The organism is Nocardioides piscis, assembly GCF_011300215.1.
Taxonomy (GTDB): Bacteria; Actinomycetota; Actinomycetes; order Propionibacteriales; family Nocardioidaceae; genus Nocardioides; species Nocardioides piscis.
The window spans coordinates 1,737,040-1,755,879 of record NZ_CP049866.1 but is presented as its reverse complement, the minus strand read 5'-3'; the positions used below and the strand labels follow the sequence as shown (position 1 = coordinate 1,755,879).

The 18,840-nt window shown below is 69.9% G+C and carries 17 protein-coding genes; 8 read left to right on the top strand and 9 right to left on the bottom strand.

What is annotated here, in order from left to right:
• Window positions 1-8: 8 nt before the first annotated feature.
• Entirely contained in the window at window positions 9-1,250 is a 1,242-nt protein-coding gene (locus G7071_RS08680; RefSeq protein WP_166317470.1) for a cell division protein PerM, read from the bottom strand.
• Between the two features lie 113 nt (window positions 1,251-1,363).
• Between G7071_RS08680 and G7071_RS08675 the strand changes: the two genes are divergently transcribed.
• Complete coding sequence (locus G7071_RS08675; protein WP_166317467.1) at window positions 1,364-3,253, top strand: hypothetical protein; 1,890 nt, start codon at window positions 1,364-1,366, stop codon at window positions 3,251-3,253.
• 57 nt (window positions 3,254-3,310) lie between these two features.
• Here the strand turns inward: G7071_RS08675 and sucD are convergent, their stop codons facing one another.
• Together sucD and sucC are read right to left on the bottom strand one after the other, a co-directional pair.
• Window positions 3,311-4,192: a succinate--CoA ligase subunit alpha gene (gene sucD / locus G7071_RS08670; RefSeq protein ID WP_166317464.1), complete on the bottom strand. Its 882-nt coding sequence runs from the start codon at window positions 4,190-4,192 to the stop codon at window positions 3,311-3,313.
• Window positions 4,193-4,217: 25 nt separating this feature from the next.
• Window positions 4,218-5,384, bottom strand: coding sequence for an ADP-forming succinate--CoA ligase subunit beta (gene sucC / locus G7071_RS08665; RefSeq protein ID WP_166317461.1), 1,167 nt, complete (start codon window positions 5,382-5,384; stop codon window positions 4,218-4,220).
• A 113-nt stretch (window positions 5,385-5,497) separates the two neighbouring features.
• On the opposite strand from sucC, the gene G7071_RS08660 reads away from it, so the two are divergent.
• Window positions 5,498-6,817, top strand: coding sequence for a cryptochrome/photolyase family protein (locus G7071_RS08660; RefSeq protein ID WP_166317458.1), 1,320 nt, complete (start codon window positions 5,498-5,500; stop codon window positions 6,815-6,817).
• Window positions 6,818-6,998: 181 nt separating this feature from the next.
• Window positions 6,999-7,835: a M23 family metallopeptidase gene (locus tag G7071_RS08655; RefSeq protein ID WP_166317455.1), complete on the top strand. Its 837-nt coding sequence runs from the start codon at window positions 6,999-7,001 to the stop codon at window positions 7,833-7,835.
• Here the strand turns inward: G7071_RS08655 and pcrA are convergent.
• Window positions 7,830-10,274 (bottom strand): DNA helicase PcrA, encoded by a 2,445-nt coding sequence (gene pcrA, locus G7071_RS08650; RefSeq protein ID WP_246210581.1) that lies wholly within the window; start codon window positions 10,272-10,274, stop codon window positions 7,830-7,832. The two genes, G7071_RS08655 and pcrA, sit on opposite strands and share 6 nt — an antisense overlap.
• A 302-nt stretch (window positions 10,275-10,576) precedes the next feature.
• Between pcrA and G7071_RS08645 the strand changes: the two genes are divergently transcribed.
• Both G7071_RS08645 and G7071_RS08640 read left to right on the top strand, forming a co-directional pair.
• Complete coding sequence (locus G7071_RS08645) at window positions 10,577-11,596, top strand: type IV toxin-antitoxin system AbiEi family antitoxin domain-containing protein (protein WP_166317452.1); 1,020 nt, start codon at window positions 10,577-10,579, stop codon at window positions 11,594-11,596.
• A gap of 26 nt (window positions 11,597-11,622) precedes the next feature.
• Complete coding sequence (locus tag G7071_RS08640) at window positions 11,623-11,976, top strand: hypothetical protein (protein ID WP_166317449.1); 354 nt, start codon at window positions 11,623-11,625, stop codon at window positions 11,974-11,976.
• 175 nt (window positions 11,977-12,151) lie between these two features.
• Here the strand turns inward: G7071_RS08640 and G7071_RS08635 are convergent, their stop codons facing one another.
• The 4 genes from G7071_RS08635 to G7071_RS08620 all read right to left on the bottom strand — a co-directional run bounded on the left by G7071_RS08635 (window position 12,152) and on the right by G7071_RS08620 (window position 16,078).
• Window positions 12,152-12,625, bottom strand: a complete 474-nt coding sequence (locus G7071_RS08635; protein WP_166317446.1) for a universal stress protein — start codon at window positions 12,623-12,625, stop codon at window positions 12,152-12,154.
• 1 nt (window position 12,626) lies between these two features.
• Window positions 12,627-14,054 carry an APC family permease gene (locus tag G7071_RS08630; protein WP_206062952.1) on the bottom strand — a complete coding sequence of 476 codons (1,428 nt, stop codon included), beginning with the start codon at window positions 14,052-14,054 and terminating at the stop codon, window positions 12,627-12,629.
• Between the two features lie 72 nt (window positions 14,055-14,126).
• On the bottom strand, window positions 14,127-14,810 hold the full coding sequence (locus tag G7071_RS08625; RefSeq protein WP_166317443.1) for a LuxR C-terminal-related transcriptional regulator: 684 nt from the start codon (window positions 14,808-14,810) through the stop codon (window positions 14,127-14,129).
• The gene (locus G7071_RS08620) at window positions 14,807-16,078 is read right to left on the bottom strand and encodes an ATP-binding protein (RefSeq protein ID WP_166317440.1); all 1,272 of its coding nucleotides are present in this window, start codon (window positions 16,076-16,078) and stop codon (window positions 14,807-14,809) included. The genes G7071_RS08625 and G7071_RS08620 overlap by 4 nt, the downstream gene beginning before the upstream one ends.
• 156 nt (window positions 16,079-16,234) lie before the next feature.
• Between G7071_RS08620 and G7071_RS08615 the strand changes: the two genes are divergently transcribed.
• From G7071_RS08615 to G7071_RS08605, 3 genes are read left to right on the top strand one after another with little or no spacing between them, the layout of a single operon-like run.
• The gene (locus tag G7071_RS08615; RefSeq protein WP_166317437.1) at window positions 16,235-16,999 is read left to right on the top strand and encodes a PspC domain-containing protein; all 765 of its coding nucleotides are present in this window, start codon (window positions 16,235-16,237) and stop codon (window positions 16,997-16,999) included.
• A 2-nt stretch (window positions 17,000-17,001) separates the two neighbouring features.
• Window positions 17,002-17,424 (top strand): LiaF domain-containing protein, encoded by a 423-nt coding sequence (locus G7071_RS08610; protein ID WP_166317434.1) that lies wholly within the window; start codon window positions 17,002-17,004, stop codon window positions 17,422-17,424.
• Window positions 17,421-17,726, top strand: coding sequence for a hypothetical protein (locus G7071_RS08605; RefSeq protein WP_166317431.1), 306 nt, complete (start codon window positions 17,421-17,423; stop codon window positions 17,724-17,726). Before G7071_RS08610 ends, G7071_RS08605 begins: the two co-directional genes overlap by 4 nt.
• Before the next feature lie 18 nt (window positions 17,727-17,744).
• On the opposite strand, the gene G7071_RS08600 is transcribed toward G7071_RS08605, so the two are convergent.
• Window positions 17,745-18,761, bottom strand: coding sequence for a glycerophosphodiester phosphodiesterase family protein (locus tag G7071_RS08600; RefSeq protein WP_166317428.1), 1,017 nt, complete (start codon window positions 18,759-18,761; stop codon window positions 17,745-17,747).
• Window positions 18,762-18,840: the final 79 nt, after the last annotated feature.

Genomic DNA, 18,840 nt, shown 5'->3' with positions numbered 1-18,840 from the left:
GCGGAAGTCTAGGTGGTGATGGCGTCCGCGGATCGCCGTCGCTGCCACCAGGTCATGACCAGTGCACCCACCAGACCGCCCAGACCGAAGGCGGTGATGGCCGCGACCAGCACGTCGGGGACGAACGGGCCGACGTGACGCATCCGTCCGGGGCCGGCGGCGCCGCCGGCCAGCGAGGCGAGCAACCCGAAGGCCACTCCCGCGCTGATTCCGCCGCCGCACCCGCGAAGGGCAGCCTCCACCCAGCCGAGGGCGGGGTGCTTGCGCTGCCACCGAGCCGTTGCCACCGCAGCCACCACCGACGGCAGCAGCACCAGCGACGAGACCCACCCCGCGGGAACACCGGCCGCGGGTAGTGCGGCCAGCAGCGCGAACAGCGGGAGCGGGCCGAGGACGACGGCCTCGGTCGAGACCAGTGTGTTGCCTCCGACGGCGAACCCGGGGCCGAGCAGGAAGGACCCGGAGAACAGGGTGGCGTTGGGGACGAACACCGCGTTGCCCACGGCATAGGCAGCGCCCTCACCCCAGGTCAGGTGCAGCTGGTCCATCGTGGTCGCGGCCTGCCCGATACCGAGACCGAACGCGAGCAGGAGGGCGACGGCCGACGCCGCCAGGAAGCCCGTCAGGATCGCGAGTCCGGTGGCTGCACCCTGTCTCACCACGGCTGGCACCAGGGCCGCCCAGATCGCGGCCCGGCCAGAACCGATGGCGATCGCCGGCAGGGCCAGCACCACGCTCATCGCCAGGCTGGTGAAGACCACCCGGGGCACGCTCGGGGCGGATTGGACCGTCGCGGCCACGCTGGCTGCGACCACCGCGACGACCGCATAGCCGGTGAAGAACAGCACTGCGGCGGTGGGCACCGTCAGGTCGCGCTCGCCGTCCATGATCCGGTCGGCGTCGGGACCGTGGCCCGAGAGGAGGTCACCCACCCGGTGCGCCAGGCGCCACATCACCCACCCGCAGAGGAGCGTCAGGCCCAACGGGAGGACATCGACGTCCACACCGTCCACCGTGAAGCCCGAGCCGTGCGCCACCAGCCACGCGAGCACGCCGGTCCGCATGCCGTCGCGAGGTGCTCCGTGGGCCCCGGCATCGGCACCGAACCAGCCGACGACGCCGACCGCCGCGAACACCACCATCGGCCCCAGCGCGGCCACCATCCCGCCCAGCGTCGCGATCAGGACCAGAGGTCGCGCGGTCTGCGGACCGGCGGCCCGGGATCGTTGGTCGACGAGCAGTGAGGTCATGACTTCGCCATCATGGCGCGCGACGCGAGGCAGATGACGCTCCCACGCCGAGCCGTGTCCAGGCCCGCCTGAGTGTGCGCGCCCACCCCTGCTCACGTACCGTGGAACGCGTCATGGGCAGCCCCGAAACGTTCGACTCCTTCTACGCGCAGACGCGCGACGGCCTCATGCTGGAGGCCTATGCCCTGACCGGCGACCTGCCCGCTGCGCGAACCGCCGTCCGGGACGCGTTCTCGGTGGCCTGGCACCACTGGCGCAAGGTGTCGCGTCTCGACGACCCCGAGACCCACGTCCGGACCCTCGCCTATGCCCGGGCCCAGCGCCGGCACGCCGCGCGACCGTGGCACCGCGAGAAGGGCCTCGACCCGGCAGTCGTGGCCACCTTGGACTCGCTGTCCGAGCTGACCGGTGTCGAGCGCAAGGCCCTGGTCCTCGTCGCGCTGACACCCGCGACGATCGTGGAGATCGCCCGAGAGATCGGGCAGCCGCAGGCGGAGGCGGAGAAGGAGCTGCGCAGCGCGGTGGCGAAGTTCACCAGCGCGCGTGGCGTGCCGCTCAGCGGAGTTCGCGGCGCACTCGAGGAGCTGGCCGGACCGCTCGACGACATCCGTTGGCCTCGCAGCACGATCGTGCGCCGCGCAGGCACGGCGCGTCGCCGGACACACACCCTGATCGGATCTGTGGCGGCCACAGCGGCCCTCGTCGTCTCCGGCAGCATCGTCGCCTCCGGCGGCGCCGAGCCGACGTCGCTGGACGAGGAGAGCGCACTCCCCACGGTCGCCGTGCGCCAGCCCGCCCCGACCCAGCCCGCCGAGCTCGACGAGTCAGCACTCCTGGCCCCCGCACAGGTCGAGCGATATGCGCGCGGCCTGGACTGGGCGGCCGCCGAGACCAGCGACAACCTGGCCGGGAGCGGACTGGTGATGCCGTGCCAGCAGGCGAGGTTCGCCGATCCCGCAGGCGTCGACGCGCTCGTGCGGACCTTCTCCGGCACCGCCGAGGTGAGCAGGACCCGCAAGGTCAAGCGCAAGGGCCGGACGAGCACCAAGCGGAGCACCAGCACCGAGCAACAGGCCACCGCCGTCGAGATCCTCGAGCTCTCCACGGACGCGGGACAGGCACGATCGACCTACCTCACCGCCCGGTCGTGGTTCGCCGGCTGTATCGACGCGCGAGCCCAGCTCATCTCCACCGACACCGTGTCGCGGGTCGGCGACGAGGCGACGGTGATGAGGTTGCGGACCTGGAACAAGAAGCCGGCGGAGGTCACCGTCGGAGTGGCCCGCAGTGGCCGGCTGACGGTGACGACGATGGTCCGCTCGACGCGCAGGCCCGTCGACTCCCGCACGGCAGCCACCGCTCTCGCAGCTGCCGTGAACGCAGCGTGCGGCGAGACTGGTTCGGGTGTGTGCGCGGGCCCGCCGAAGGTCAGGGCCAGGGATCCCTTCTCCCTCGGCCGCCCCGCCGGCCTCCTCCAGGCCGTCGACCTGCCTCCGGTCAGCGGAGCCGTCGGCCCCTGGGTGGGCACCGACCCGGAGCGTGCCCGCAAGAACTACGCGTCCACCCGCTGCGACAACATCCAGTTCCGCGAGAAGGGCATGAAGCACAGCCTGACCCGGACCTTCGTGTTCCCGCAGAGCAAGCTCGACACGTTCGGCCTGACCCACACAGTCGCCTCGCTGCCCACCCAGCGCGCCAAGGCCTTCGTCGGAGGCGTTCGTGAGCGCATCCGCAAGTGTGGCGAGGCGTCCTTCGGCACCACCGTCGACACCTTGGTCACCCGCTCCTCCAAGCACACCGACCTGACGGTCTGGGACCTCGGGTTCGAGATCTCCGACCGGGTGACCATCCAGTTCTGGATGGCGATCATGCGCGACGGCAACGCCGTCTCCCAGCTCGGCTTCACCCCGTCCGACCGCATGACCATGCGGCGCGACGACTTCGTCACCACTGCCGAGCGGGCCCTCGAGCGGCTCAGCGACCTGCCCAGCGCCAAACGCTGACGAACGTCGTACGCCCCCGCACCAACTGGTGCGGGGGCGTATGACGTTGGACTGGTGTCAGAGGCCCTGCAAGATCTCCCGAGCCAGGTCAGCGGTCGCGGACGGCGTCTTGCCGACCTTCACACCGACCGCCTCGAGCGCCTCCTGCTTGGCCGCGGCGGTGCCTGCGGAGCCGGAGACGATGGCGCCGGCGTGACCCATGGTCTTGCCCTCCGGGGCGGTGAAGCCGGCGACGTAGCCGACGACGGGCTTGGTGATGTTGGCCTTGATGTAGTCGGCGGCGCGCTCCTCGGCGTCGCCACCGATCTCGCCGATCATCACGATCACCTTGGTGTCCGGGTCGTCCTCGAACGCCTGCAGCGCGTCGATGTGGGTGGTGCCCACGATCGGGTCGCCGCCGATGCCGATGGCGGTGGAGAAGCCGAAGTCCCGCAGCTCGTACATCATCTGGTAGGTCAGCGTGCCCGACTTGGAGACGAGACCGACCGGGCCCTTGCCCGCGATGGTGTGCGGGGTGATGCCGGCCAGGGACTCCTCCGGCGTGATGATGCCGGGGCAGTTGGGGCCGATCATCCGGGTGGACTTGCCCTCGAGGTAGGCGACGACCTCGGCGGTGTCCTGGACGGGCACCCCCTCGGTGATCACGACGAGGAGCGGGATCTCGGCGTCGATGGCCTCGATGCAGGCGTCCTTGGTGAACGCCGGCGGCACGAAGGCGACCGAGACGTCAGCGCCGGTCTCCTTCATGGCCTCGGCGACGGTGCCGAAGACGGGCAGCTCCTGGCCGCCGAGCTCGACGGTGGTGCCGGCCTTGCGGGCGTTGACACCACCGACGATGTTGGCCCCGGACTCGACCATCAAGGTGGTGTGCTTGGCACCCATCCCGCCGGTCATGCCCTGGACGATGATCTTGGAGTCCTTGTTCAGAAAAATGCTCATGGGGTTCTCTCTCGTCCTCGTGGTCTCAGGCGCCGTTGGCGAGCTCGGCAGCCTTGTCGGCCGCACCGTCCATGGTGTCGACCATCGTCACCATCGGGTGGTTGGCCTCGTTGAGGATGCGGCGACCCTCTTCGACGTTGTTGCCGTCCAGGCGCACGACCAACGGCTTGCTCTCCTTGTCACCAAGGATCTCGAGCGCGCCGACGATGCCGTTGGCGACCTCGTCACACGCGGTGATGCCACCGAAGACGTTGACGAACACGCTCTTGACCTGCTCGTCGTTGAGGATCACGTCGAGGCCGTCGGCCATCACCTTGGCGTTGGCACCGCCACCGATGTCGAGGAAGTTGGCGGGCTTGACGCCACCGTGCTTCTCCCCGGCATAGGCGACGACGTCGAGGGTCGACATGACCAGTCCGGCACCGTTTCCGATGATCCCCACCTGGCCGTCGAGCTTGACGTAGTTGAGACCCTTGTCCTTGGCCTTCGCCTCGAGCGGGTCGGCCTCCTCGCGGATCTCGAAGGCGGCGTGCTCGGGGTGGCGGAAGCCGGCGTTCTCGTCGAGCGAGACCTTGCCGTCGAGTGCCTCGAGCTTGTCGCCGGTCAGGCGGGCGAGGGGGTTGACCTCGACGAGCGTCGCGTCCTCCTCGACGAAGACGGTCCACAGCTGCTGGACCATCTGGATCGCCTGGTCGCGCAGCTCGGCAGGGAAGCCCGCCTCGTCGACGATGGCGGTGGCCTTGGCCTCGTCGACACCGGTGCCGGCGTCGATCGGGATCTTCTTCACCGCGTCCGGGTTGGTCTTGGCGACCTCTTCGATCTCCACCCCACCCTCGACGCTCGCGATGCAGAGGTAGGACCGGTTGGAGCGGTCGAGCAGGAAGGAGAAGTAGTACTCCTCCTCGATCGAGGCGCCCGGAACCACGAGGACGCGGTTGACCGGCAGGCCCTTGATCTCGAGGTCCAGGATCGCGCGAGCGGCCTCCTCGGCCTCCTCCGGCGTCTTGGCGACCTTGACGCCGCCCGCCTTGCCGCGGCCTCCGGCCTTCACCTGTGCCTTGACGACCACGACTCCACCGATCTCCTCGGCGGCCGCGCGGGCGTCCTCCGGGGTCTGAACGGTCTTGCCGAGGGCGCCTGCCACTCCGTGCTTGGCGAAGAGCTCCTTCGCCTGATATTCCATCAAGTCCACGACGTAACCCAGTCCTTTTGTTTGCGGATATGACTCCGGGAATTCTCCTTGGCACCTTAGACCTGTATTCCCGGTCACACGGAGGTCGGGTCACAGGCCGGTACCGTGACGCGATGTCCTCGGTGATGTGGTTCCGACGCGATCTCCGGCTCCGCGACAACCCGGCGCTGCAGGCCGCGCTGGCGCACGGTCCGACGACGGCGCTGTTCGTGGTCGACCCGGCACTGTGGTCCTCGGCAGGTCCCGGGCGACGTGCCTGGCTCGCCGCCAACGTGCTGGACCTGGCCGAGCGGATCCCGCTGACGATCAGGTATGGCGATGCCGCCGCCGTGGTCTCGCAGGTCACCGAGGACGCCGGGGCCGGGGCCGTCCACATCAGCGCCGAGACCACCCCCTTCGGTCGCCGGCGCGACGCCGCCGTCGGCGAGCGGGTCGACCTGGTCGCCACCGGCTCTCCCTACGCCGTGGGACCCGGGCTGGTCACGAACGGCTCGGGCGGTCCCTACCAGGTGTTCAGCGCCTTCGCGCGCGCCTGGCGCGACCACGGTTGGGCAGCACCCGCAGCAGCCCCCGACTCCCCCGACCTCGCGCCCGCCGACTCCGACCCGGAGGCCGTGCGCATGTTGACCGACGCGGTGGCTCGAGCGCCGTTCGAGCTGCCGCACGCTGGCGAGGACGCCGCCCGGAGCCGGTGGCACGCCTTCCGCGACGACGGTCTGGCTGACTACGCGGTCGAACGGGACCGGCCCGACCATGACGGCACGTCGCGGCTCTCGCCATACCTGCACCTGGGCCTGCTCCACCCGAGGACGCTGTTGGCGGAGCTGGATCCAGCCTCGACCTTCGCCACCGAGCTCGCCTGGCGCGACTTCTATGCCGACGTGCTGTGGCACAACCCCGGCTCGGCCTGGTCGGACCTCAAGCCCGCGCTGTCCGCGATGACCTATGACGACCCCGACGACGCCATCGAGGCCTGGCGCACCGGCACGACCGGCTTCCCCATCGTCGACGCGGGGATGCGCCAGCTCCGCGAGACGGGCTGGATGCACAACCGGGTGCGGATGATCACGGCGTCCTTCCTGACCAAGGACCTCCACGTCTGGTGGCCGGTGGGTGCGCGCCACTTCCTCTCACTGCTGCTCGACGGCGACATCGCCTCCAACAACCACGGCTGGCAGTGGGTGGCCGGGACCGGCACCGACGCGTCGCCATACTTCCGCGTCTTCAACCCGATCACGCAAGGCAAGAAGTTCGACCCGGAGGGCGACTACGTACGCCGCTGGGTGCCCGAGCTCCGCCACCTCGAGGGACCGGTCGCGCACGAGCCCTGGCGGTCCGAGGTCGGCCATGACGCGGGCTATCCACTGCGGATCGTCGACCACGCCGCGGAGCGTGTCGAGGCGCTGGATCGCTATCGTTCCGCGCGGGGCTGAGAGCGCCGGCAAGGCGGGGCGTGCCCGCGGTCACACGGGTGATCTGCGCCGAACGGCTGCGAGTCCGGACCCTGTCGTCCACAATCGAACCACCTGCATTTCGACACTCGTGATCAATCCGTTACAGTCTGTCGTCGCGTGTCCGAACACCCCCCGTACCCGGCCCCGAAGGACTTCATACATGGGAAACCACCGAGCGCACCGCGGCTCTCGCCGTGAGGTCTCGGCAACCCCTGTCGGTCGGCGCAAGGCGGAGAAGCCCAGCACCCGCCACCCCCTGCTCCGCACCCTTCCGTCGGCTCCGATCGTGGCCGGCATCGCTGCCCTTGCAGTGTCTGCCGGCGGCGCCGTCACCGCGGCCGACACCGACCTGGCCGGCACCGTCACCGCTCCCTCCAGCGCGATGGCCGCAGCCGGCAGCAGCCTGTCGAGCGTCGCACCCGCAGCCGGACACCGCGCCGCCATCGTCTCGCGTGACTCCCGCCGCGACGCCCTGGCCGACGCCGCCAACCAGAAGCTGATCGCCAAGGCCGAGGCGCAGGCCGAGCAGCAGCACGCCGCGCTCGAGCAGTTCGCCAAGGCCGCCGAGAAGCAGGCAGCCAAGATCAAGGAGAACCAGTGGGTGCTCCCGCTGGCCGACTACCGCGTCTCCGCCACCTTCGGCGCCTCGAGCTACCTGTGGTCGACGGTGCACACCGGGCTCGACATGTCAGCGCCGAGCGGCTCCACGATCATGTCGGTCGCCAACGGCGTCGTGACCGAGGTGGGCTATGACGGGTCCTACGGCAACAAGACGGTCATCACCCTCGATGACGGCACCGAGATCTGGTATTGCCACCAGACCTCGTTCCTCGTCGACGTGGGCGACGTCGTCCGCGGCGGCCAGCCGATCGGCACCGTCGGCTCCACCGGCAACTCGACCGGCCCCCACCTCCACCTCGAGGTCCGTCCCGGCGCCGGCGACCCGGTCGACCCGTTCACCGCACTGCTCGAGCACGGCGTCGCACCGCAGCTATAGCTTCTCGACCGGGGCATAGCGCAGCAGCAGGCGCTTGACGCCGTCGCTGCCGAAGTCGATCGAGGCGACGGACTTGTCGCCCGCGCCCTCGAGCGCCACGACGGTGCCCATCCCGAACGAGTCGTGCAGCACCCGGTCGCCCGGTGACAGCGAGGGGATCTGGCGGGCGGGCTTGGCCTTGGCTGCGACGTCGGCGCGCGCTGCAGCAGCCGAGAAGTTGCGACGACCGGCCGCCGTCGGGGCGCCCATCCGGGCAGGCGAGCTCGCAGCCAGGTCGGGCCTGCCCCAGCGAGTCTGGGCCTGCGCTGTCCGACGCCAGTCGACGAGGTCGACCGGGAGCTCGTCGATGAACCGCGACGCCGGGTTGTGCGAGGGCGCCCCCCAGGCCGACCGGACCATCGCGCGGGAGATGTAGAGGCGCTCGCGGGCGCGGGTCACCCCGACATAGGCCAGGCGTCGCTCCTCCTCCAGCTCGGGCTGGTCGCCGAGCGAGCGCTGGTGCGGAAAGACACCGTCCTCGAGGCCCGTCAGGAAGACGACGGGGAACTCCAGGCCCTTGGCCGTGTGAAGGGTCATCAGCGTGACGACCCCGGCGTCCTCGCCGTCGGGAGCATCGGGGATCTGGTCGGAGTCGGCGACCAGCGCCACCCGCTCCAGGAAGTCGCCCAGCCCGACCGCCACGATGCCGGCCTCGACGTCGGCCGGGTCTGCGGACGGCCCGGGCTGCGGGTCGTCGGAGAACTCGCGGGCCACTGCGACCAGCTCGGCGAGGTTCTCCACCCGGGTCGCGTCCTGCGGGTCGTCGCTGGCCTCCAGCTCGCTGAGATAGCCGGAGCGCTCGAGCACCGACTCCAAGATGACGTCGGGACGCTCGTCGGCGGCCACCATCGACTGCAGCTCCTGGATCAGCGCGACGAAGCCCGCGATGTTCTTGCCCGAACGCGTGGCGAGCCCGGGCGCCTCGTCGGCGCGGACCAGGGCCTCCCAGAAGGTCATCCGGTCGCGCTCGGCGAGAGCCTGGACGCATGCCTGCGCACGATCGCCGATGCCGCGCTTGGGAGTGTTGAGGACGCGGCGCAGGGAGATCTCGTCGGCGGTGTTGACCAGGACCCGGAGATAGGCCAACGCGTCGCGGACCTCCCGGCGTTCATAGAACCGCACACCGCCCACGACCTTGTAGGGCTGCCCGGTGCGGATGAAGACCTCCTCGAAGACCCGGGACTGGGCATTGGTGCGATAGAAGACGGCGACATCGGCGGCCTTGACCCGGCCGGTGTCGACGAGCTTGTCGATCTCCTCGGAGACGAACCGCGCCTCGTCGTGCTCGTCGTCGCCGACATAGCCGACGATCCGCTCGCCGTCACCTGCGTCCGACCACAGGCGCTTCTCGAGACGGCCGGCGTTGTTCTTGATCACCGAGTTGGCGGCGGTGAGGATCGTCTGGGTCGAGCGGTAGTTCTGCTCGAGCAGGATGGAGGTGGCGTCCGGGAAGTCCTTCTCGAAGTCGAGGATGTTGCGGATGTTGGCGCCCCGGAACGCATAGATCGACTGGTCGGCGTCCCCGACCACCATCAGCTCGCTCGGCTCGTTGCCGGGAGTGTCGCCCCGTTCGAGGTCGTGGCCGCAGAGCTGGTGGATCAGCGCGTATTGCGCATGGTTGGTGTCCTGATATTCGTCGACCAGCACGTGCCGGAAGCGGCGGCGGTAGTTCTCCCGCACGTCCGGGAGCGTCTGGAACAGGCGCACGGTCATCATGATCAGGTCGTCGAAGTCGAGCGCGTTGGCCTCGCGCAGGCGGCGCTGATAGCGCGTGTATGCCGACGCGTAGGCCTCCTCGAAGCTGTTGCTCGCCTCCTTGGCGGCGTCCTCGGGGTCGCGCAGCTCGTTCTTGTGGTTGCTGATCCAGTGGAGCACCGCGCCGGGCTGATAGCGCTTCGGGTCGAGCTCGAGGTCCTTGAGGACCAGGGACATCAGACGCTTGGAGTCGGCTGCGTCATAGATGGAGAAGTTGGACTTGTAGGTGGTCTCGTCGACGTCGAGGGCGGTGATCTCCTTGCGCAGGATGCGCACGCAGGCGGAGTGGAAGGTCGAGACCCACATGATCCGGGCCCGCCTGCCCACCAAGTCCTCGACCCGCTCCTTCATCTCGGCAGCGGCCTTGTTGGTGAACGTGATCGCCAGGATCGAGCCCGGGTGAACCCTCCGCTCGTCGATCAACCAGGCGATGCGCCGGGTCAGGACCCGCGTCTTGCCGGAGCCGGCCCCGGCGACCACGAGCAGCGGCGCGCCGGCGTGCACGACCGCCGCGCGCTGGGAGTCGTTGAGGCCCGCCAGCAGTTCCTCGGGCGCCGATCGGCGTGGCGTCGTGCGGGTCGGTCCGTCGGGTCCGCTGGGGTCGTCTGCACCCGTCGCGCCGGGCATCGGGAACAGGGTGCTCATCCTGGTCCAAGCCTACGTCGCGGCACCGACGGCGGTCCCGCGTCCTCCCGCCGTCGGTCCTCGGACCCGCTGGTTCGGGTCGCGCGTCAAGCCTCCGCCTGGCTGTAACCGGCGTTTAGTCCCACTGAACGGCCGACCCAACGACCGTTCAGTGCGACCAACTGCCGGTTACAGGTGGGATGCGACACGTCACAACCCACCCGTCGGCCAGAAACTGTCCACAGGGGACAAGGCTCAGGCACGCTTCACAGGCTCCGCGTACGCCGACGCCCCGCCGATCCCGGCAGCACCACTGTGTCGTCATGGACTCTCGCGCGATCGGACGCATGGCTGCCCAGCACGGCCTCATCACCCGCCGTCAGCTCCTGGAGCTCGGGAGCACACCGGCGTACATCTCGGTCCTCGTACGGCAGGGTCGGCTCGTCCTCGTGCGCCGAGCTGTTTACGCGGATCCGCAGGTGTTCAACGCGAACATGAGATGGGACCTGCAGCAACTGCTCCGCGACCGCGCAGCTTCGATGGTCACGACCGCCGAACACCGCCTCAGTCACGACTCATCAGCATTGCGGCTGGGGATGCAGGTGCTCAAGCAGGACGGGCGCACCCACCTGACCCACACCGGCCGGCGCGGCACCCACACTCGCTACGGCATCTCTCATCACTTTGCTCCCTTCCGCGCCGTGGACGCGGTCCCGAACAGCCCGCTGCTGAGCCCTGCGCGAACTGCGCTCGACATCGCTCGCGAGCACGGCGTCCGGTCGGGCACCGTGGCGGTGGACTCCGCGTTGCGGCTCGGGGCCACCTACGCAGAGCTCGACGCCGTCCTCCAGACCATGCGGCACTGGCCCAACCGATCGCACGCGCGCGCGGCCATCGACCTGAGTGACCCGGACACAGACTCCGTCGCGGAGACGCTCGCACGCGAGCTGGTGGAGGAGCTCGGACACGGGCGTCCGCAGACACAGTTCGGACTGGCGGCCGACGGACGCGAGGTCTGGTGCGACCTTCGCCTGGGCCGGCACTTCTTCGAGGTTGACGGGCGGATCAAGCTCACGCACGTCGCCCAAGGCGGACTGGCCACGGACCCGGACAAGGCGCTGTGGGAGGAGAAGATACGCCAGGACTTCATCACGGGGTTCAAGACAGGGGTCAGCCGGATCGTCTGGGACGACCTGTGGGGTGCTCAGCGCGAGATCGCCAAGCGACGCCTCGACCGCGAATACGCCGACACGGTTCGGCGGTTCGGGACTGACATCACCGACCTCGCGCAGTTCCGTCCGCGACGACCTCGACGCCGCCCGACACCACCGGCGGCTGCCTGAAGGACCGGCCTGCCTAGGCTGTGGCCATGGAGATCCTGCGGCTGGTCCTGCTGTTCGTGCACATACTCGGCTTCGCTGCGCTGCTCGGTGGCCTGCTCGTCCAGGCACGAGAGCCCCAGAAGAGGATCAACGCGGCGATGCGCGACGGCGCTGGCACGGCGTTCCTGGCCGGCCTGCTCCTCGTGGGCGTGCTCGAGTCGCTCGGCAGCCCTGATCACGCCAAGATCGGCGTGAAGTTCGTGATCGGCCTGGTGATCCTGGTGCTGGTCATGGCCAACGTCCGCAAGCCGAGCATCCCCCAGGGCCTCTACTTCGGGCTGCTCGCCCTCACGCTCGCCAACATCGCGATCGCTGTGTTCTGGTCGACCGCGCACGCGTGATGCCGCGCGGCGGTCGGCGCACGCGTCGCCGTACGTCGACACGATCTTCTGTGACCCGCTCGCTGTAACCGGCGGTTAGGCCGACTGAACGGCTGCCCAATTGGCCGGAAGGAACGAGTAACTGCCGGTTACTGGAGTCAACGGAGCGGAGGGACGCGCGGCAAGCTCGATAGGCCTACGCGCGACCCGCAGAGCGCTTCGCGCGGGGCTTGGGGCGTACGACGAGGACGGGGCACGGGGCGTAGTGCTGCACCCGCTGGGCGGTGCTGCCGACCAGCACGCTCTCGCTGATCCCGCGCCCACCGGCCGCGACGACGACCAGGCCGGCGTCGTACTGCTTGGCCGCCTTGATGATCTCGTTGGCCGCAGACCCGCTGCGGACGCGCCTGCTGACCTTCGGACCCCAGCCGTCGAAGACGTCGGCGATGACGGCCACCGCGTTGTCGGCCGCGTCGCGGAAGGAGGCCGACTCCCAGTCACCCTTCCTGGGCCCCGACGAGAGCTCGTCGGCGAAGGCCACCGAGGCGAGGGGGCGGATGACCGCGATCACCGAGATCTCGGAGATCTTGTCCGGGTCGGCGAAGGACTTCAGGTGCTTGGCGGCGGCGAGCGACTGCTTCGAGCCGTCGGTGGCGACGATGACGTGCATCTCAGACCTCGCGATCGTTGGTGTGGGAACGGGCAGATGATCCTGAGTCCGAGCTGCCGAAGAGCTTCTCCGCGAGATAGAGGACCACCCCGACGGCGAGGAGCGCGGAGCACCAGAGCAGCGACTTGGGGTCGTCCTGGATGACGTAGTAGAGGATGGCGAGGTTGCCGAGCAGACCCACGACGAGCAGGGGCGTGTTGGCCCGGAAGGCCCGCTCGTCCTCGTCCTGGCCGCGCAGCTTCAGGCACGTCACGATGACGAGCGCATAGATCGCGAGCAGGAAGACCACCGTCACCAGCGCGAGCCTGTTGACCAGGTCGATGCCACCACCGGCCGCGGTGACGGCATAGCCGGTGACGAGCAGGCCACCCACGACGAGGCCGCTGAAGAGGAGCCCGACCCACGGGCTGCGTCGCGAGGAGTGCACGGTCGCGAACACGCCCGGGACCACGTCCTCGCGGGCCATGCCATAGAGGATGCGCGGCTGCGTGACCAGGGTGACGAGGGTCGTGTTGGTGATGGCGATCAGGGCGATCACGGTGAAGAGCTTGGTCATGAACTCGTTGGAGATGGGCAGGATGCCCTGCTTGACGACCTCGAGCAGCGCGACGTCCGACCCGGCGAGCTGGTCGGTGGGCACCGTGAGAGCAGCCGCCATGGAGACCAGGACGTAGACCAGACCGGCCACGATCATGCCGCCGATGAGGGAGCGCGGGAACGCCTTGTGCGGGTCGATCGTCTCCTCCGCCACATTGGCGGTGTTCTCGAAGCCCGTCATCGCGAAGAAGGAGAGCGCGACGCCCGCGAGGATCGCCAGCGCCGGGTTGCCCGAGACGCTGATGTCGGTGAGCGTCCCGAAGTCCGCGTTGCCCTCGGCGATGAACCAGACACCGATGATCATCACGATGATCAGGCCGCTGAGCTCGACGAAGGTCATCGCCATGTTCATCACCACCGACTCGGTGATGCCGATGTAGTTGACCAGCACCAGCAGGGCGACGAACACCAGCGAGACCAGCAGGGCGGGTGGACCGCTCCAGAGCTCGGAGAAGTACGACGCGAAGCCCGTCGCCAGCGAACCGCTGGCCGCGAAGCTGGCGGAGAGGAAGGACACGGTGACCAGGAACGTGAGGGCCTTGTTGTCGAAGGCCTTCTGCACGTACAGCGAGGAGCCGGCGGCCTGGGGATACTTGGTCACCAGCTCGGCGTAGGCCGAGCCGGTGATCGCGGCGACCGAGACGCCGACGGCGAAGGCGATCCAGAAGGCCCCGCCGACGGCGGCGGCGACCAGGCCGATGAGGACGTAGATGCCCGAGCCGAGGACGTCGCCGAGGGTGTAGAAGAACAGTTGTCGACCAGTGATGGAGCGCTTGAGCTCGCCTTCGTCAGGCTCCAGGGTCGTCGTGCCAGCGGACGCTTGTTCAGCCACGGAGGGCCTCACTTCCGAGTCAGAGGGGTGATGTGACCCCACCCTGATTTGGTCCGGATGTCAACGACCGCGCTAGAGCAGGCGTCGGTCGTTGGCCCACCTGGTGAGCTCGTGACGACTCGAGAGCTGGAGCTTGCGCAGGGTCGAGGACATGTGGGTCTCCACGGTCTTGACTGAGATGAACAGCTCCTTGGCGACCTCCTTGTAGGCGTAGCCGCGGGCGATCAGGCGCATGACCTCGCGCTCGCGCTCGGTGAGCCGATCGAGGTCCTCGTCGACCGCCGCGACGTCGATGGACCCGGCGAAGGCGTCGAGCACGAACCCGGCCAGGCGCGGCGAGAAGACGGCGTCTCCGTCGGCGACTCTCGCGATCGCATCGACCAGCTCGGGCCCGGTGATGTTCTTGGTGACGTATCCCCGCGCACCACCACGGATGGTGCCGATGACGTCCTCCGCGGCGTCACTGACCGACAGGGCCAGGTAGCGCGCCTCCGCAGCGGGCATCCGCCGCATCACCTCAGCGCCCCCGCCTCCGGGGAGGTGGACGTCGAGGAGCACGACGTGCGGTCGCTGCTCGCGGATCGCCGCCACGGCCGAGTCGACGTCGGCGGCCTCGGCCACGATGTCGACGGTGCCGGCGCCGGCCGCTGCGAGCTCCGCGCGAACGCCTGCCCGGAACATGGCGTGGTCGTCGACGATGACCACGCGGACGGGTCGCGCCGCCGTCGCAGAGGCGGGCGTTGCGTCAGTCGTCATGAGGTTTCCTCGTTCTTCAGCGGCAGGTGGAGCCGGACCTCGGTGCCCTCGCCGGGCGCGGAGCGGACTTCGCCACGTCCGCCGTGGCGAGCCATCCGATCGACGATGCTCCCACGGACGCCTTGACGGTCCTCGGCGATCCTGGCGGGATCGAAACCGGCACCGCGGTCGCGGACGAACACGTCGACGGCGGTGGGCGACACCTCGGCGTACACGTCGATGCGCGCCACCCCCGCGTGCTTGGCAGCGTTGGTCAGGGCCTCGCGCGTGGCGTCGGTGATCGGCTTGAGCGACTCGCTCATGTCGACGTCGCCGACGGCGACCACGTCGACGACCAGGCCGTGCGTGTCCTCGACGACCGCCGAGATCGCCCGCAGCTCGCCGGCCAGGGTGACATCGGTGCCCACCGACTCGAACAGCCAGGACCGCAGCTCGCGCTCCTGGGAGCGGGCGAGCCGGGCGACCATCCCCGAGTCGGAGGCGTTCTTCTGGATCAGGGCCAGGGTCTGCAGCACGGAGTCGTGCAGGTGGGCGGCCATGTCGGCCCGCTCCTGGGTGCGGACCCGCTCAGCACGCTCGGCGCCGAGGTCGTGCACGAGCCGCAGCGCCCACGGCCCGACCACGATCGCGAGCCCCAGCACCCCGAGCAGCCCGGCGATCACGACCGGGCCGGCAAAGGCGACGCTGCCGGACCAGACCGCGAAGAGCACCAGCGCGGTCACGACGAGCGAGAGGCCTGCGAAGACCCGGAAGTAGGCGGCCCAGCCGCCCCCACCGAACACGGCGCGGATCGGGTCGATCCGGCCGGTGGAGTCGAGCCACCTCTCGCGCTGCGCCTCGTCGGCCTGCCGCCAGAGGAGGGCGACCCCGGCCAGGGCGATCACGACCGGCCAGAACAGCGCCCCCTGGCCGAAGGCCGCCTCGAAGCCGAGGACGGCACCGAAGAGCAGGGCGCCGATGGCGATCGCCGGACCGGCGTCTCGCAGCCGCGAGCTCCGGCGCGAACGCTTGCCGGTGCGCGTGGCGCTCTCCAGCCCGGGCGCGGACTCGTCGAAGTGGGAGTCGGTGGGCAGGAACATCCACAGCCCGGCATAGAGCATCAGGCCGACACCTTCGAGGACAGCGAGGAGCACGAAGCCCACGCGCACCCACAGCACAGGGACGCCGAAGTGACGGGCGAGGCCACCCGAGACGCCGCCGGCGATGGGCGACTCCGTGTCGCGAGCGGCGCGACGGAAGGGCCGCGGGCCGGGGGTGGGGGTGGTCATGGCGCTGCTCATCGTGGGTCCATCGTCTCAGGCGCAGCGGCGCCGGACCATGAGGTTGATCCCCCAAGGACCCCTGAGGCGCTGACAAGGACGCGCCGACGGTTTTCAGGGTCGTCCCCGATGGTGCGCAGTGCGCGCTCAGCGTTGACTGGTGCCATGACGAACCCCTCTCCACCTCCGGCGGTCGAGCCGGGGCCGGTCGACCAGCCCGGTCACGAGACCCGCCCGCCCCGCAACGACATCCTCGACCTCGGCCGGCTGCGCCGCAGCACCGACGACCGGCGCATCGCGGGTGTTGCCGCGGGGTTGGCCCGACACCTCGACATCGACCCGATCATCGTGCGGGTCACGCTCGTCGTGCTGGTCTTCTTCGGCGGCTCCGGCCTCCTGCTGTATGGCGCTGCCTGGCTGCTCGTCCCGGAGGAAGGGTCGCCCTCCCAGCCGCTCGGCCTGGACGACCGCAACCGCAACATCGGCCTGATCGGCGTCGGTGTCCTCGCGGCCCTCGCCGCCCTGGGCGACTTCGCCGGCGCGTTCTGGTTCCCGTGGCCGCTGGTCATCATCGGCCTGCTCGTCGTGTGGTTCCTGCGGCGCTCGGAGAAGGGACCACGCCCGCCGGGTCAGTGGTACGCGCAGACCGCACATGCCCAGGCAGCACCCGCGTCGGTGCCCGCCCAGGGCCCGCCGCCCCCCTACGCGCCGTACGACCCGACGGCCTATGCCCGGCCGCGCAACCCACGCAAGCAGGGCCCGATCCTGTTCTGGTTCACCCTGGCGATGCTCGCGACCGCGATCGGCACGCTCAGCTTCATCGACGTCTCCGGCGCCGACGTGCCTGCGGCCGCCTACCCGGCGCTCGGGCTGGCGCTGACCGGCGTGATGCTGGCCGTGGGCGCCTTCTGGGGCGCGCCGGGGGCCTGATCATGATCGGCCTGGTGCTGGCGCTGGCCACCCTGCTGACCACCCTCAGCGCCCAGCACGACGACGAGCCGGTGGTCTTCGCCCCGACAAGCGCAGCCGAGGTGCGTGACAGCTATGACCTCGGAGCCGGCGAGCTGCTGGTTGACCTGTCCAGGGTCGAGGACGTCGAGGGGCTCGAGGGGCGCGTCGTCACGATCGATGCCGCCCTCGGCGAGCTCGAGGTCGTGGTGCCCGAGGGGATGGACGTCTCGGTCGAGGCGACGACAGGGATCGGCGGCGTCGAGCTCTTCGGCGACGAGACGGGAGGCGTCGGCGGGATGCGCGAGGCCCTCCTCGACGGCGGCGAGGACGTTCCCGACATGCGCATCCTCATCGACCTCGGCGTTGGCCAGGTCACCGTCCGCGAGGCAGGAGAACAGCGATGAACGAGACGAGTGAGCAGGACAGCGTGCAGGACATGGCACCCGACACGGCCCGGGAGTGGTCACACGACGTGGAGCCCGCGGCCCGCCCCGACCTCTCCGGCCGCCACCCGGTCAACATCGGCCACCTGGTGATGGGCATCGCCTTCGTCGGACTGGCAGGAATCTGGCTGCTGTTCGAGACCGAGTCCGTGCAGGGCGAGGACCTGCGCTGGCTGCTGCCTCTCCCCTGGCTCGCGGCCGGGTTGGCCGGCCTGATCGGCATCGGTCTGACCGGACGCCGATCGAGGCCGGACCAGCACTAGGCCCGGGGCCCGGCCGACTCAGGCGACGAGCTCGCGCGCCGCCCCGATCGCGTGGTCGGGATGGTCGGTGATGACTCCGTCGACACCTGCGTCGAGAAGGGCCCGCACCTCTTTGGCCATGTCCCCGGGAGCGTCGGGCCCACCCGGCAGGCGCAGGTTGGTGGGGAGGTAGCGGTTCTCGCTCCGGACCGTCCAGGCATGGACGGTCAGCCACGACCGATGGGCATCACGCACGAGCGACGAGGGCTTCGAGATGGCACCTGTCGCGTCGCGCGGCAGCACCAGGTTCTTGTGGGGTCCGATGCCGTCGGCATATTCGTCGATGCGGGCGAGGCCCTCGGGGGTGCACATGCCGGCGTGTGCACGTCCCGCGTCGAGCAGCTGGACGATCGGCAGTCGCGTGAGCGCCGCCAGGCGCCGCAGGATGCCGGCCTCGAACGACATCAGCGTGATCCGGGCCCACGGCCGGTCGAGGTCGTGGCGGCGCAGCGCGGCGAGCAGCGGTGCGTCGAGCGGCAGGCCGACAGAGTCGAAGTAGGTCGCGTGCTTGAGCTCGATCATGACGCCGACGCTGCGCCCGCGCAGCATCGACTCCGCGTGCACCATCGCCAGGATCTCGGTGAGCGTCGCGACACCCTCCCGGCCGTCGTGGACGGCACTTCCTGGCCTGGTCGCGGGGAGCCGCTCGTGCGCGGCCAGTCGCTTGAGCTCGCTGAGAGTGAGGTCGTCGGTGAACCACCCGCTGACCCGGCGCCCGTCGATGGTCTTCGTGGCCCGGCGCCCCGACAGGTCGGGGTGGTCCGCCACGTCGGTGGTGCTGCTGAGCTCGGGCTCGTGCCGGGCGACGAGGACTCCGTCGAGGGTGCTGACCAGGTCGACCTCGATGTCGTCGACGCCCATCCGGATGGCGGTCCGGTAGGCCTCGAGCGTGTGCTCCGGACGATGTCCGCTGGCGCCCCGGTGGCCGACGATCGCCGGAGTGACGACCAGGCTCGGGGGGCGGTCGCGCACAGGCACCTGCCAGGTCACCGTCATGGCTCCACGCTCGCGCCGTCGAGCATCGGGCCCACGACGTCGAGATGAACGTCGGGTGATGACCCCCGGACAGAAAAGC